Source organism: Enterococcus sp. 9E7_DIV0242, from assembly GCF_002140975.2.
Classification (GTDB): domain Bacteria; phylum Bacillota; class Bacilli; order Lactobacillales; family Enterococcaceae; genus Enterococcus_L; species Enterococcus_L clewellii.
In genome coordinates this window covers 857,775-872,553 of record NZ_CP147247.1, presented here as the reverse complement: position 1 = coordinate 872,553, position 14,779 = coordinate 857,775, and the positions used below count along the sequence as shown (strand labels likewise).

The following is a 14,779-nucleotide window of genomic DNA, read 5'->3' as shown; positions in this document are numbered from 1 at the left end:
TTACTGAGGAGAGACGCAATCCGATTATGGTGATAGAGCTGGTCTTCCAAAACGAAAACGTTCATACAATTAATTCTCCTTTAAAAAAATTGAAATACTTTGCGTAAATCTATCATCAGAAATACTTGTTTTTAAAGAAGTGAAAGGGTATTTACTCAATAGGTTAGCTAAAATGGTTAGCCCCAAACCTGAATGCTTCGATTTAGTAGAATAATTTTTTGAAGCAAGTAACTGAATATTTGTGATGTCGCTATGCAAGCTATTAGTAATCTCTAGTTGATAGCCGCAGCTATTTTCTGACAAAGACAAATAAATAGAGCCATTTTCCGATTTTTCAGCTTCTTCAATCGCATTATCCAGTAGGATAGAAAAAATTCTGATGAGATCAAGAGAATCAATGGGACATTTTTTTAGATCGGTTAAGACAGAAAGTCTAATCGTTATTTTTTTTTCGATTGTTTCGACTATTTTTTTAGCAAGTAGTGCCTTTAATTCAGGCTCAAGCACATTGAGTTGTAAAAGAAAGTCCTTGTTTTCAGTGAGTTGCTTTCTTGTTGGTAAAATAATTTGTTCGTAAATATGCTTTAATTCATCCATGTTTTCTTCATAGATTGCGTGTTCCAAGCTAGACAATATATTCAAATAATCATGTCGAAATCCTTGTAAATCTAAAAGTGAGTTTTCTAAAGTTGCTGAATAAAGCTTAAGGCCATCTGTTTCTATCCTTTTTCTATCAGAATCATGCTGTATTTTCTTTGTATCACTTCTCAAGCTCACTATCACCAGCAATGATAAAAAAAAGAGATAGAAAACTGGTGTTATTTTATTGGCAAAAGAAAAAAGCGAGCAAAGTGCTGTGCCGACTAACGAGATAGACAACAAGTGAAACGGACTCAAAAAAAGAGTGCGGACAACCCGTAGGAGTCCTTTCTCGAAACGACGAATCCAACCATACTTTGTTGACTGTACAAGAGAGAACAAAAGCGGAATAATACCTACACTCATTCTAGTGAGTACAATAATATACCTATTAGCTAGTTTATTTGGGTATACCCAAATAAACGATAAAAACTTATGCACTTGAAAAGATAGAATCAGCAACAAGACGAACATGCAAAAAACTATTAATCCTAAGTGTACATAGGAATGCGGTAGGTAGCCAAGTTTATTCAAGAGAAAACAAGCAAAGAAAAGTACAAAGATACTTAAAAGATCATCAACGGCAATAAGTCCTAGGTTTGAGAAAAGTAGGATGCCGAAGTATATGATGAGTGTATTTCTTTGTGAATAGCCGAATAATTTTATTCGAGGAAAAAATAGATAAACCAAGCATAATTCTATCAGCAGAATGGCTAATGTTGTATCCATTTTACTGTTTCGTTTTTACGTTGCAAGGAACAAATACCAACTATAGAAAAGTTTTTTTCTATGTTTTTAGCTGCGAAGTGACAGTTACTTTTCCTTTTGTGATGAGGGGTCAATAGGTGTTTTAAAATGTTCATGTAAATTTCTCTCCTTTTTATTTCTAACAACAAACCAAACATCATTTTTATTTGCGAAATATAGTTCCAATACTAGGTATATCTAAAAAGATAAGAGGAGTTTTTGGTAGATGAGTGTAGCGTACAACGAACCAGAAAACTTATTTTACACACTAATTAAAAGACAACCAGCTCTTATCATGGGAGGGTGGTCAGATATTCCTAAGGGTTTAACCACAAGTATCTGCCCACTATTTTTTTATTCATGACCTAATAATTAAAGTCAGCCTCTAATTGCTACTTTTCATTTGTTACTCATTCCTCTAGGTACCACAACTAAAATAAATGAAATTTTTCTTATTTTATTTTGAAAATAAAGAAAGAGATTTATCTATTTCACCCGGAAAAACAAATAACTTTACATTAGAGATTGGTTTATATATATATCGCATAAAATTATGATGTTTCTATTATTATAAATGACATTTTATAAAAAATAAAGCGGATAAAGTGCATTTAAGGGTGTTTCGAGTGCATTTCTGGAATCATAAAAAAATTGAATAAATAAAGAATGTAGGAAGAAAGGGTTTTTAGAAGAGAAACGTGGATTGTAATTTTGTAGGAAAATGCATTTTAGGTCTGTTAGATGACAAGTTAGGGTAAATTTGTTTTTTTTTGTTAAAAATATGATAATCTTCAATTTATAAAAAGGCATAAAATTATAACTAGTTTTATCAATAATGGAGGAAAAAAATGAAGATTATTGAGCAGACCAATAGAACCATTGATTTTCAGGAAATCAACCCTGAAAAACCTGACTTGCTGACGTTAGTTGGTGAAGTAAAAGGAATTGACAGTTTAAGCGATGATAAAGTCAAAGAAATTAACGAGAAGCTGGTCGTCAGCAGTTTTGATGAGTTCATGAAAAAATTCTCACCAACTGTTTACTCCTTCTTCAATAGTGCCAATGGCCGAATCATCTATACGTTAACAAAGCCGGAAGGAATTCCTGAGGATAGTATCACGGAAATCCCCATTAACGAAGAAAATGATTTTGTCAAAATGATCATTACGATGCTAGATGCGAAAAATGCGAACGGCCTGAAAAACAGCGACTTCAATTTCGAAAATATTACAACCATGATTTCACCTAAAAAAGTGATGGATGACATCCGTCAGGTACGGAAAGAAATTCATTATTTATATGACCAGTATGAAGGCTTAGAGGAAGAAGATCCGAAGAAGCTGGATGTTGGCGACAAATTGAATGAGAAGTTTGAAATGGCTTCCGGAAATTACAACAATGTTATGGCGATGCTGCCGTTAGCAATCGAAGATATAAAAACACGGTTACTATTGGGCCAGCCCGAAGATGGTGGTGAACCGGAGCAGGTGACGCTTGGAAAACTAACGATGGCTGAAAATGGAGAATTGAAAATTATTGAAGCGCCAAAAGAGCAAACCACAGAGCTTGCCCTTACAGAAGGAAATAATTCTCAAGAGCTGTCTCTATTCTTTAAAGAGGATTACGAAGCTGTTTCAGAAGAAAGTAACGATTATGTAATGGACTTAGTTGTTCGTACCTTCTGTCCACTACCTATGGATGCTCAAGCGGAAATCAATTATGGTCTTGAAGTAAATAACTTCAATAATTACCTCAACTTCTATAAAGAATCAAAATCAGAGTTTGTGAAAGTAGTAAAACCATTGATTGAAAAAATCGTTGGAGTGAAATTATTCTTTGACCAGTACCAATCTAAGAACAAAGAAATGCAGCCGACGCTACTAATAACGAATACAAGACTGGAAATGCTGACAAAATCCAGCAATATTGTTCGTCTGGAAAAATATTTGAATACCGTCAATAGCAAGAATGATTTTGAAAATACAATCTGGATGGGGATTGCTGCAAACATCGCTTTAGCGAGTGGTAGCGAAGTCAATTTGTCACGTCACCGATTTAAAGGGAATGCGAAGATCGAGAAAAGTAATGATAATACGATGGAATCTCTTGCGATTCTGCTTAATCTGTTGAAGGACTACAACGTCCAGTTGTATTTCAGCTTTGAGACCGGAGAAGAAACGACCTTTGATGATCTAGCAACTAATGGAGTCAGTAAATACATTGAGCATTGTAAGCCGTTAATGAAGAAAGAGTATAGTGCCTTTGCGGTTCCTTGTTATCCGAATTTCACGATCATACCAAAAAATAAATCCGGTGTTCTTCTTGATAGCAAGATGGTGGTTGCAGGTGAAAATGCCGCGATGCTTTCTAAAGAAAAGGAAGACATGATGAAGCTTTGGTTAGAGGGTGTATATGTTGGTGCTGCGTATATTGCTGCAGGAACCACTGCCGCATGTCAATGCCCAAGTTATCTGAATACCCATTTTGATCGTGTGTTGAAGGATATGCCTGGTGTTCGTTATGACATCGAAGCACGTGATCATTCGCTTCATACCTTGACAACATTGACCAAGGAAATCAGTGGCTTTACTAACAATGTGAAAAATGAAATCAATCGAACAAACTTTGGTTTCTGTTTTGCTTCTGAAAATGCCAGCTATAAAAATAGAGAAATCAACAATGTGACTGTCTATAAGGCGAGGAGCTTGAACGAAGGTGCTAATGGATTTGAAGAAACATATAAGACTTTGGTGAGTACGTATGTCGAGCGATTGTTAAGATTCCAAAGTAATGACTTCAAGATGGATAACATCATGCATTTCTTTAGTAACAATCCTGAGAGTACGAGAAGTCGTTGGATGGAACAAAAAGGATTTGTCAATTCAGTGATTCAAGATGGCGATGATGTCGACTACTTGATCAATGAAGAAACAAATCGCTGCCGTGTCAATTTAATGTTCAATGGAAATGTGAAAAATCTGGAAGTTGAAGTAAATAAAACCGTCAATGCGGCAGTCTGATCATGGTTACTTTGAGAGAAAATTCTCGATAATGTAATAAATAAAAATAGAAGGAGTTGGAACGAATGGGTTTCAAACTAATGGTCGAAGGACCGGACAAAATTGATTTAGGAATTGAGCATATTTTATCTGTTCAATTTGAAATGGATACGCCAAATGATTCAAATGCACGTAGTACAGATGTTGGGACATCCCTGGTTATTCGTGGGAAAATCTTGACTGCCATCGGTGGCGAAGCTGCTGACAGTACGTTAAATATTGCTAAATGGTCTGTAGTACCTGCAGAGGCAGCGGACTCTTACCGTAATTTAGTTGTATCAGTGATCAGTGCGGAGCAAGTTGTCCGTCAAATCAATTTCCCAAATGCATTTGTCGTAGATTACATTGAGGACTTCGGCAACACAGAAGGAATTGGAGAGTTCACACTTCGTGTGAAACAGAAGAAAGATAAGATTGCGAATGTGAAGCTAGAAGGCGGATACGGAATGTAATCCTAAACAGAATAAGCTGCTGCTTGTATGAGCAAGGCTTGATCTGATTGAGAGGCTGAGATCTAGTTTGGTCTCAGCCTCTTCTTCATTTGCTGAAAGGAGAAAAGGGATTGGACTATTATCAACTATTAAACGTTTCACCACAGGCGGATTCAAAGGAAATCAAGCAAGCCTACCGTCAACTTGCAAAAAAGCTTCATCCAGATAGAAATCCTGGAGATAAAGAAGCAGAAGCCAAATTTTTGCAGGTATCTGAAGCTTATCAAGTCTTGAGTGACGTAGAAAAACGAAAGCTGTATGACCAGCAGCGGATGCGTCAAAGTAATACACAATCAGCGGAGCATTGGACTGAACAACAAACAAAAACAGAAGACAACTCATTTTCTCAAGAAGAACGTGAACGCTTTTACCGAGCAACATCAGATTTCGAGCAGTTTTTTGGTTTTCGAGAAAATGGTCAGAAAATAAAGAAGGCAACATCCAAGGAAACCTTGAATGCTGCCGCTATGTTTGAAAATTATTTTACTGGTAAAAAAAGAGGTAAGTGATGAGACAAAAACAAGTAGTCATTTTAGAAATCAGTATTCTCCTGTTATTATCAGCAGCGTGCTTCATCGCATTTTACTACAAGTATCCATCGTGGACAGTATTTTCTCTTTTAGGCTGTACAGTGTTTGCTATTATTCTTTTTATTTATTGGTACGGTTTTAAGAACAGAAAGCTGTTTCCGAAAAGAGCAGCAGTCAACCATCTGATGCTAGTCAATGATGCCGGAGAAGTGAAAAAAAATTGGCATATCGCCGGAGAGCAATCGTTGGTTATTGGAAAAACTTATAAGAATCAGTCCGTAGATATTGATTTAGGCGAGACGGAATATGCTGTACTGATTGCCCGAGAACACGCCATTATGAACCTTGTTGAGGGGGAATGGTATTTGGAGGATTTAGGGAGTCGGAATGGGACAGGAGTCAAATCAGAAATAGAAGCAGATATCTATAAATTGAAAAATCAACCATACAAGCTGAAGAAAAACGATTGGATTTATATTGGAAAAACAAAATTGATTATTCAATAAAAGAACAAAGAAGAATGGAGTTGGAGAGAATGGGTGGATTGATTCGTTGTGGAAATGGGCACATTTTTAGTTCCAGAAGATATGGGAATATTTGTCCTTACTGCAATATGCATGTAAAGGAGGACACATCGAAAAAGACGGCAGATGCCACGGATGCCACATTTGATGAAGAGAGCGAATACATGGATGAGCTTGAGTTGATCGATCCGGTCGTGGGCTGGTTGGTATGTATCAAGGGACCTCAAATGGGACGAGACTACCGTATCATGGCAGAGAAAAACTTTATTGGTCGTTCCGATGATATGCAAATCCAAATTTTGGGAGACAATCGCATTGCTCGGAGAAACCATGCCATCGTAGCTTACGATCCTTTAAAAAGAAGTACATTGATTCTACCAGGGGATTCACAAGGACTGGTTTATTTGAATAATGAAGCGGTCTATACACCGGTGGAGTTGAATCCATATGATGTCATCCAGCTTGGAAACAGCCAGTTTCTATTTATTCCTTTATGTGGAGAACATTTTGAATGGGAAAGCTTGAAATCAGAGGATTGAACAAATGATGAAACTAAATGATCCATTAGTGCTGTTGGTTTCACTCATTGGCTTACTTCTTCTTCTTAGGATTTGGCTGGCTCGTATCCAGCATAAAAAAATGGTTGGTGCAGGTCGCTCTATTCAAAGTCAGGAAAGCGTTGATGTGACAACTTTTGTAGAAAATGAGCAGGGTTTCTTAGCATTTTTAACAGCTGGTGTGGGGCCAACGGGGGTTGGAGACCAATCTTCTCAGCTAGCAGAAAAAATCATTTTGGATTTTTTTGAAAAGAAGGAAAGCTTTGAAGCGCCTCAGGATTTTATAAAACGCTGTTTTTTAGAAAGCCATAAAAAAATTAGTGAACATAGTAATGCACAGAGCGGCGGCTGTTCATTGGGGCTTGTTTACATAACAAATCAAAAACTTTATTGGGCTAGCTCAGGAAATATCTCTATTTACTTAAATCGAGAGAAGTTGACCAGGCTGAACCAAAGAGATTTATATAAGTACCGTTTACGAGAGAAGATTTTATCTGGTCAGATTTCAGAAAACAGAGTTCAAGGGAATACCTTGAGAAATGAATTAACGAGCTATTTGGGCTTTGAAAATCTTAAAAAAATCGAAATGAGTCAACAGGCGATTTCGTTGAAACGTAGAGATCAGCTATTTTTGTGTAACCATCAGGTAGATGAGCTGCTTTCGCAAATCGAAAAGGAAGCGTTGTTGAACCAATCAAAGAAACTAACTGAAATCGTTGTGGATATTCAATTGAGCCTGCAAAAAAAACACAACAAGACAGAACCGGTGAAATTTTTAGCAATCGAAAAATTCAGATGGTTTTCATAAAGTAGGTCGTTGGATGGTGAGAGGTAAAAAAGAACCACCAGCTGGGAAAAGAGTGAAGGAGTTAAATCGTGAGGAAAGAAAATAGTAATTTTAAAACCTGTTATTTATCCGAATCAGGCAGACGGCTGGACAATAAGGATTATTTCGCTTTTGTAGAAGAAAATGATTTCGCTTGCTGGGTAATGGCCTCAGGAATCGATGATAGTGAAAGTGCGAATAGTGCGGAACTGGCAGTAAAATCTGTTTTAAATTCCTTTATTATCAACCCTGGTATGTCGAGAAAAATAATGATGGAGTTGATCAAAGAAGCGCATGATGTTCTGATCAGTGACAGTGTTCGCGATCACCTTCAAGCCAGCATCATGATCGTTGTTTCGGATTATATGAATGTTCGCTGGGCCAGTGCCGGTAATGTTCATTTGCAATGTGTCTACAACGGAAAAATTCGTTTTGCCAGTAAAGATCAAAGCTATTATCAGGAATTGGTTGATCAGGAAGTCTTTCCGTTGGATCGCTCTCTTGGTTTTGAAGAACGAAATAATTTAACCAGCTATTTGGGGATGGCCAGACGATTGAAGCCGTTCATATCTGAAAAAAGAAAATTGCACGAGATGGATACTCTGGTCCTTACGACTGTAGGCATGTGGGAGTATATCACAGATATAGAGATTTTAGACGCGCTTCATGAAGCCAAAAGCTCTCAGGAGGTAATCGACAATCTGGAAGACTTGCTTCTGAGTAAACAGCCAGACCAGTTAAGTAACTATTCAGCAGCGATCGTGATGATCAACAAGCTGTTTGTGAAAAATAAGGATGGGTGGAAGAAAGCCAAAAAGATTTTACTCATAGCCTTACCGATTGTCATCGTCATTAGCATCCTGTTATTTGTTGCCCATCGGAACAGAGTGAAGCGTGAGGAGCAGATTCAAAAGGTGCTTTCTGTTGAACGAAAGGCAGATAATTTTGTTGTAGAGGAAAACTACAAACGGGCGCTAGAAAGCTATGCTGCCGCAATTAAGGAGCGGGAAAAGGTCAATAATTATCCGTTGAAACGTTTGGATAAAAAAGAAAAAATGTCTCAGTTTTTAGTAGATGGCGATGCCAGTGCGGAAAAAGAGGATATCGATACAGCGAAAAAACGCTATACATCTGCCCGAGATTACTTAGTCGATCATGAAAAAGTGCTAAGCATTTTTAGCTTGGAATACGTGAACACGCATTTGGACTATTTCAAAAAGAAGGTCTATATCAACGACCTTGAAAAGCTGGGCGATACGCAGCTGGAGGCAGAGCAGTATGAAGCGGCAATCGCTTCTTATCAGGAAGCGAAGCTGGCTGCTGTTGAATTGGGGGATCAAAATAAGGTCAAGGATCTGAACGTGAAGCTGGATACTGCTCGTTCGAAGCAAGATTTAGCGAATAAGGATGCAACGAAAGCAGAAGCAGATAAAGCAGCGAGCGAAGCAGAGCAAGCAGGAGAAAATGGCGAAGATAAAGATTTAGCGGATCGCTATGATGGTATTGCCGATCAATATGATGCTGCCGGGTTCTCGGATAAAGCCAGTCAAATGCGTGCGCAGGCGGAAAAAATTCGTGCGGAGCAAAGCAAGGCAGAGAATGCCAAACAGGAAGATGTAGCGATCAGTCTGGAAGCACAGGGCGATACAGCCTTAGGAAAATCAGAATATGATTTAGCTGTCGAGTACTATCGCGGGGCACAGCTGATTTTCCAAGAGGCAAATAATAATACCAGAGTGCTGCAGGTAGAACGAAAAATCGAGACAGCTCTTGGGCTGAAAGCCGCGGCAAAAACAGCTCAGGAAGAGGCTGAAAAAGCGGCGCAGGAAGCAGAAGCGGCTCAAGCCGCTCAAGCACAACCGCAACAGAACCAGAATGCCGGAGCATGGAGCAATTGACCCATGAAGAGGCAAGTTTTCATCAAAATAAGATGTCGTCAATTTTCTAAAGAAGGAGGATGTGTGAATGAAGGATTTATTGAAAAGTCGTCTGGATCGAATCGATGATTTGAATGACCGTAAGCTCTTAAAACAGATAATCAATGGTGTGTTCAATGGATTGGTGGAATATACCGAGGATCAGTTTGAAGCGATTCAGCAGCAGGTTTTCAATGAAATCGAAGACCATACGGATCAATTTGATGTGTATTACCACATTCTCCCGAAAGATGAGGTAGATCCAATCGCCGATTTCTTTTTTCCGATAGACGAAAATGATTTACGAGAGTTTGAAGAAATGGAGCAGCTGACAGAAGCGATCCAGTCTACGCCGGAGGTATTGATTTCCAAGGTTTATCTTGCGTGTGACTATCTTCAATTTCAAAAATTTATGCGTGAGTGTCGCGAGCGAGTATTTAAAGGAACGGTTGAAACTAATCAAGAAACCTACCCTGTCGATTTTAAAATCAAGCCCTACAGTGGTTACTTAGAGAAGCTCGAACAGATGTACATCAATTTTACAGATAATAGTCTAGCATGGAAGACCATTCTTCATCCATATATTTATAAGTTCATTGGGGTTCATTTGATTGAAAATCTGACCTTAGCTGAGGGGGAAAAGGTCAAAAAAATCAGCTTTGATCTACAGGAAATGGAGCCTTATCAGAAAATTGATCATGTACCCTTGTGGAATGTCCGTTTACTGGAAATACGTAATGAGAGTTTCGCAGTGCCTGCGAGAGACCACATCAATTACCAACATACCATAAATATTGAAAAATATGGCATCAATCATGGCTATCTAGTGGACACTAAGGCAGCAAACATCAATTATGTCAGAAAATCAATCGATTCATTGACGGTCATCTCACCAAATGAAAAGGTATTGAGTTGGCAGATTTACCAATTCTTACAGCTGGGCGAACGAGTAGAAGCACTTGATTTACAAAGCAATCATAAGCAGGATTTTTTCACGGATCGTTTTGCCCGAAGAGAAAATTTTACCGTTCGATCGATGTGTGAAATTTCCAGAATTATTAACACATACTCTATGATGGCAAATTTTTCATTGGAAAAAATTGAACTATTGGAGCAGCTGCCGCCAATAAAAGAGACCTATGAGGTGAACACATTTTTAAAGGATTATATCCGAGAAGAAGTCCATCGAACACCGATGCTCTTATCTTTTACTACAAAAAAACAAGGCCTAACGACAAGAGATGAGTTGAGCTTTTTAGTCTCCGAAATCCAGCTTCATTTTCCGGAGTTTACTTGTCTGGGAGAGCTGCTATGAATTATTTGTGGGAGTTGGTCGTTAAAGCCAATCAAAATCAACTAACTGAAGCGGAGATCAATTATTGCTACCCGAAACGTTTTTCTCCTTACCTAGAGGTGAATTTTGAGCACTTAAATGGGCACGACATCGATCAGGAAGTTGAAATCAATCCCTATTATCGCTTTTCTAAGATCTTTAACCAGATGTTTCTACCAGATGATCATGACAATCAAGAAGTAAAACGTATTCTTTTTGACTTGTTTTTCCATTATATAGCTCGATTAGATGCGAATCAGGGAATGAATAAGAAAGAATATCAGATTTCTTTTGTTCAGGAAGATATCCGTAAGGGTTTATTTGGGCATCTGGTTCAAAAAAATTATGCGCATTTTTCCTTTTTGGAACAAAAGCATATTGCCCAAAATTTGTTACGACTTTACCAGACCAATCAAGGGATTCTAATTTTTAAGGAAACCATTCAATATGTTTACCCAAAAGCCATTCAATTTGTTCATTTGAACGAAAAAAATGAGCTGACGATTTTTTTACAAATAAGGAAAACGGCACTAGAGGAGAAGAAAATTGCTGTGCTGAAGGAGTTGTTTTTGCCCTTTAAATTTTCTTTAGCCATTTATTATGAGCATATGATCGGTATTCTAGCCGTGGATGCTTTTATGAAAATCGACGAACTGGTTCTATTCTAATCAACTAATCCAAGAGGTGTAAGCAATGAGTTTGTATCAGTCACATTTAGAAAAAGTCTATCAAAAAAGAAACCTTAATCGTTATTCAAGACAGTCTCTTGAACGCCTAACGACTTTACAGCTGCGGGACATTTGCTATAAGGAAAAATTAGTCAAGGGAATTGCCAGTACCTTAGACCGGGAGCGTTTTATCGAAACCATTCTGCATTTTCGCGGCTTGAATGAAGACACCTTGATTCTGTCCCCTGATGAGGCTGGTTATTCACGAGTAAAGAAGCTAGTGGACAGACATCTTGGCAATGAGCTGACGAAGAGAGACACCATCCTTAATCCGGCAAAGCTAACTGTATATGAATGCTTGGCAGTAGAGGCAAGAGATCAATATATTGTCGAAACGTCATCGCCATTTTTGCAGACATCGAATGTTTTGTTGATCAATGATCAACGAGAGCTATGCGGCATTTTCAACCTGCGTGCAGTGGATGAGACGAATCAGCGGTTTGCTTTATGCATGAACAAAGGAATGAAAATCGAGCCTTCAAGAAATAAGGTATACCATTTGCTTTATTTTAAACCGTTGGAATCAGAGTATCTCTTTGATGTATATATGGGGCATGAACAGATGTTGAATGCCCCGGTCGATTATTTTGATGTCCCGTTACTGGATTTAGAGATTCTGGAGGTACCGCAGACGGATCAAGTCCTGGCTATCGATTTTGGCACAAGTAATTCTACAGCCGGTGTTTATATCGGCAGTGACTATCAAGAGTTGATGAACACGCATGAGCTGTTAAATGGCAGCTTGCAACAGGATAAGATCAATTATGTGACCTTTGAAACTAGCACGACCTATGCAAGTGAAAGCAGCTGGTCTCCGCTTTTGCCTACTGTTGCTGGGATAAGCAGCTGTTCATCCGAAAAGGACGTGACCTATCAGTTTGGCTATCAGGCACTGAATGGGGACAGCGTTTCACGTATCGATGAACATTTTGGCACGACATTTTATGAGCTGAAACGTTGGGTCCACTCGTACGATCGCACAGAGACTGTTGTAGACCTGATTGGAAACACCGCATCTGTGACTAGAGGAGCCATTATCCAAGCATTTATTACATATATGATCCAGCATGCTGAGCAGCAATTCAAGTGCCGCTTTACCCATCTTCATGTGTCTAGCCCGGTAAAAATGAAGCATCAATTTATTACGATGTTTCGTGAACTGTTTCCAACGTATCAAATCGAGCACCAAAAAGCCTTGGACGAAGGCATTTCAGTGCTTTACAACACGATAGCCAATCAGATCGATCAAAAGAACTTTATGGATGGAGAAGAGTACCAAGCGTTGATCTTCGATTGTGGAGGGGGAACTACAGATTTGTCTTCTTGTATTTTCAAAATTGAAGACAGTCGAGTTTCTTATGAGGTGACGATTCAAACGACCTTTGAAAATGGGGATGTCAATTTTGGCGGGAACAATCTAACCTATCGTATTTTGCAACTTCTGAAAATTAGATTTGCGGCGTATTACCAAAAGGAAGCATTTGCTCGAGTCGATGAGTGGTTTCCGGGAGATATGAATGACAGCTATCGCTACATTGATGGGTATGGACGTGACGCTTTCTACCAGCAGTTTGAAGCCATCTATCAAGAAGCCGAACAATTGCTTCCAACTCAATTCAGTGCTTACCGCAACCAAAATTACGACATGTATAAACGAGTACAAAATAACTATTATTTCCTTTGGAAGCTTGCAGAAACAATCAAACATCGCTTTTTTGAATTGTCAGATACATGGCAGCTGAATATGGGGAGCTCGAAACAATACTCTGGCGAATCAATAGTGGATGATAGTAAAAGCTTCAAGCTATCACTGTTTGACAAGGGCAGGCTGGATTATGTGTATCAGATTCCGGAAATGAGTATCAATCGAAATGAGATCAATAGCCTGATTCGAGGAGACATCTATTCTATTGTCAAAAAATTCTTTGAAGAGCTGTATGAAAGGGGGGAGCTGCAGAATTTTTCTATCATCAAAATGACTGGACAGTCCTGTAAAATCCCGTTGTTCAGAGAAGCGCTGAAGGAATTCATTGCTGGGAAAAACATTGAGTTTCGCCAAAAGGAGAACCCGTTGATGGATCTGAAGCTATCTTGCTTAAATGGCTCGATCCGCTACTTGGAATCTTGTAAGACAGCTGTGATTCGGCCGAAGCTGATCAATGCGATTCCAGAAATTCCTTATACAGTCTACGCTTTGGATCATCACGGAGAAATCATTCAATTGCTTTTACGCAAGGACAAGCTCACGCAAGTCAGCGGCTTTATCTCTAAAGACTATAACGTGAAAGAGGTTCGCTTTTACCTTCGCAGCGATGGAGAGGAGGCCCATACTAGCTTCTTGTACCACAATAAAACAGAGCGCTACGTACCAGTGACCTATCAGGAAATCAATACAAGCTATACCCGCTACATTCGTCAGGACGACGTCGATACTATCGAAAATGAGGAAATCAAATTTTTCGTTTATGCCAACGAAAACAGCTGGGGCTTTTATGTTTTGCCGATCACGCGCAAAGAGGGCAGCTTGTATCGCGGAGGAGAACAATTTTTCGCCTTTGAAAATGAAAGCTGGGAAATCAATTTTTTTGATGGCAGGAAATGAGAAACTATCCTTTTTACAGGCTCCATTTGATTTCAGCTCGATCCAACGATTAAGCAGTTCAATACGTGTAAAATAAGCACAAAAATTTGGATATGCAAACCAAATAGATCTGAAATGAAGAAGAAATTCAAAGAAACAGGCAAATCCAGGATGCTTTGAAGAAGCTAGGTTTTTAGAAGTGATAAGGGTAAAAGCTGGGGCTGATTCTGACAGAAAGGGTCAATTAAAAAAGGAAACCTGTGATGACTTGTCAGTAAACTATCCAATAAGAAAAATGTAAAAAGGAGTCAGCTAAATAAAAGGAGTTTATGGAAATGGAAAAAACAAACAAAGAGATAACGAATGAAGAAGTAGCTAGGATCAAATTGCCGAGAGGGATTCGCTTGGTCAGCTTATGGTGGGCGTTGGACGGAATCATAACGATCATTGCTTTAGGAGGGGCTATCTTTGATGGCATCCAATATGGTTCTGTAAGTATTATCGGAGCTCTTTTTTTACTATTTACTATCATTATTAAATTTTCTGGAGAATCCTGTCTCCTGAAAGAAACACCAGCGATGTATCAACGACTAAAGGTAGTTTACGGATTAAATATTTTACAATTCATCCTTCAATTAGCAATTTTTGGAATCCCGGCTACTTTAGCAAAAACAGCCATCAGTGCTGCCGGCTTGCTTTGGTTTGGCGTAAGCTTACCAAAAACAGAAACGAAACAATATTTTCATCTTTTCGATAAGGAAGTATATCCAGTTCAAACAGAAACAACAGACTAATTCGCTGCGTTTTTGTTACCAGAAAGTCAAGCAGCAAGTGGAATAAGCTGGATA

At 38.7% G+C, this 14,779-nt stretch carries 12 protein-coding genes; 11 read left to right on the top strand and 1 reads right to left on the bottom strand.

What is annotated here, in order from left to right:
- Window positions 1-69: 69 nt before the first annotated feature.
- Window positions 70-1,368, bottom strand: a complete 1,299-nt coding sequence (locus A5888_RS04110; protein ID WP_086351133.1) for a sensor histidine kinase — start codon at window positions 1,366-1,368, stop codon at window positions 70-72.
- Window positions 1,369-2,234: 866 nt separating this feature from the next.
- Between A5888_RS04110 and A5888_RS04105 the strand changes: the two genes are divergently transcribed.
- The 11 genes from A5888_RS04105 (at window position 2,235) to A5888_RS04055 (ending at window position 14,725) form a co-directional block, all read left to right on the top strand.
- Window positions 2,235-4,406 (top strand): transcriptional regulator, encoded by a 2,172-nt coding sequence (locus A5888_RS04105; RefSeq protein ID WP_086347955.1) that lies wholly within the window; start codon window positions 2,235-2,237, stop codon window positions 4,404-4,406.
- Window positions 4,407-4,471: 65 nt separating this feature from the next.
- On the top strand, window positions 4,472-4,897 hold the full coding sequence (locus A5888_RS04100) for a membrane-associated protease 1 (protein WP_086347954.1): 426 nt from the start codon (window positions 4,472-4,474) through the stop codon (window positions 4,895-4,897).
- Window positions 4,898-5,007: 110 nt separating this feature from the next.
- Entirely contained in the window at window positions 5,008-5,445 is a 438-nt protein-coding gene (locus A5888_RS04095) for a J domain-containing protein (protein ID WP_086347953.1), read from the top strand.
- Window positions 5,445-5,972, top strand: a complete 528-nt coding sequence (locus A5888_RS04090; RefSeq protein ID WP_339101929.1) for an FHA domain-containing protein — start codon at window positions 5,445-5,447, stop codon at window positions 5,970-5,972. Before A5888_RS04095 ends, A5888_RS04090 begins: the two co-directional genes overlap by 1 nt.
- Before the next feature lie 29 nt (window positions 5,973-6,001).
- Window positions 6,002-6,529 carry an FHA domain-containing protein gene (locus tag A5888_RS04085; RefSeq protein WP_086347951.1) on the top strand — a complete coding sequence of 176 codons (528 nt, stop codon included), beginning with the start codon at window positions 6,002-6,004 and terminating at the stop codon, window positions 6,527-6,529.
- A gap of 4 nt (window positions 6,530-6,533) precedes the next feature.
- Window positions 6,534-7,355 (top strand): hypothetical protein, encoded by an 822-nt coding sequence (locus tag A5888_RS04080; RefSeq protein WP_086347950.1) that lies wholly within the window; start codon window positions 6,534-6,536, stop codon window positions 7,353-7,355.
- A 68-nt stretch (window positions 7,356-7,423) separates the two neighbouring features.
- Window positions 7,424-9,271 (top strand): PP2C family protein-serine/threonine phosphatase, encoded by a 1,848-nt coding sequence (locus A5888_RS04075; protein ID WP_086347949.1) that lies wholly within the window; start codon window positions 7,424-7,426, stop codon window positions 9,269-9,271.
- Window positions 9,272-9,338: 67 nt separating this feature from the next.
- Window positions 9,339-10,604: a hypothetical protein gene (locus A5888_RS04070; RefSeq protein ID WP_086347948.1), complete on the top strand. Its 1,266-nt coding sequence runs from the start codon at window positions 9,339-9,341 to the stop codon at window positions 10,602-10,604.
- Window positions 10,601-11,290, top strand: a complete 690-nt coding sequence (locus tag A5888_RS04065; protein WP_086347947.1) for a hypothetical protein — start codon at window positions 10,601-10,603, stop codon at window positions 11,288-11,290. Before A5888_RS04070 ends, A5888_RS04065 begins: the two co-directional genes overlap by 4 nt.
- A gap of 25 nt (window positions 11,291-11,315) precedes the next feature.
- Window positions 11,316-13,952, top strand: coding sequence for a hypothetical protein (locus A5888_RS04060; protein WP_086347946.1), 2,637 nt, complete (start codon window positions 11,316-11,318; stop codon window positions 13,950-13,952).
- 314 nt (window positions 13,953-14,266) lie between these two features.
- The gene (locus tag A5888_RS04055; protein ID WP_086347945.1) at window positions 14,267-14,725 is read left to right on the top strand and encodes a hypothetical protein; all 459 of its coding nucleotides are present in this window, start codon (window positions 14,267-14,269) and stop codon (window positions 14,723-14,725) included.
- Window positions 14,726-14,779 lie beyond the last annotated feature (54 nt).

What these genes read in the sequence shown, in the direction of transcription:
- A5888_RS04110 (WP_086351133.1), bottom strand. Translation starts at nt 1,368, where the DNA reads ATGGATACAACATTAGCCATTCTGCTGATAGAATTATGCTTGGTTTAT.
- A5888_RS04105 (WP_086347955.1), top strand. Translation starts at nt 2,235, where the DNA reads ATGAAGATTATTGAGCAGACCAATAGAACCATTGATTTTCAGGAAATC.
- A5888_RS04100 (WP_086347954.1), top strand. Translation starts at nt 4,472, where the DNA reads ATGGGTTTCAAACTAATGGTCGAAGGACCGGACAAAATTGATTTAGGA.
- A5888_RS04090 (WP_339101929.1), top strand. Translation starts at nt 5,445, where the DNA reads ATGAGACAAAAACAAGTAGTCATTTTAGAAATCAGTATTCTCCTGTTA.
- A5888_RS04085 (WP_086347951.1), top strand. Translation starts at nt 6,002, where the DNA reads ATGGGTGGATTGATTCGTTGTGGAAATGGGCACATTTTTAGTTCCAGA.
- A5888_RS04080 (WP_086347950.1), top strand. Translation starts at nt 6,534, where the DNA reads ATGATGAAACTAAATGATCCATTAGTGCTGTTGGTTTCACTCATTGGC.
- A5888_RS04070 (WP_086347948.1), top strand. Translation starts at nt 9,339, where the DNA reads ATGAAGGATTTATTGAAAAGTCGTCTGGATCGAATCGATGATTTGAAT.
- A5888_RS04065 (WP_086347947.1), top strand. Translation starts at nt 10,601, where the DNA reads ATGAATTATTTGTGGGAGTTGGTCGTTAAAGCCAATCAAAATCAACTA.
- A5888_RS04060 (WP_086347946.1), top strand. Translation starts at nt 11,316, where the DNA reads ATGAGTTTGTATCAGTCACATTTAGAAAAAGTCTATCAAAAAAGAAAC.
- A5888_RS04055 (WP_086347945.1), top strand. Translation starts at nt 14,267, where the DNA reads ATGGAAAAAACAAACAAAGAGATAACGAATGAAGAAGTAGCTAGGATC.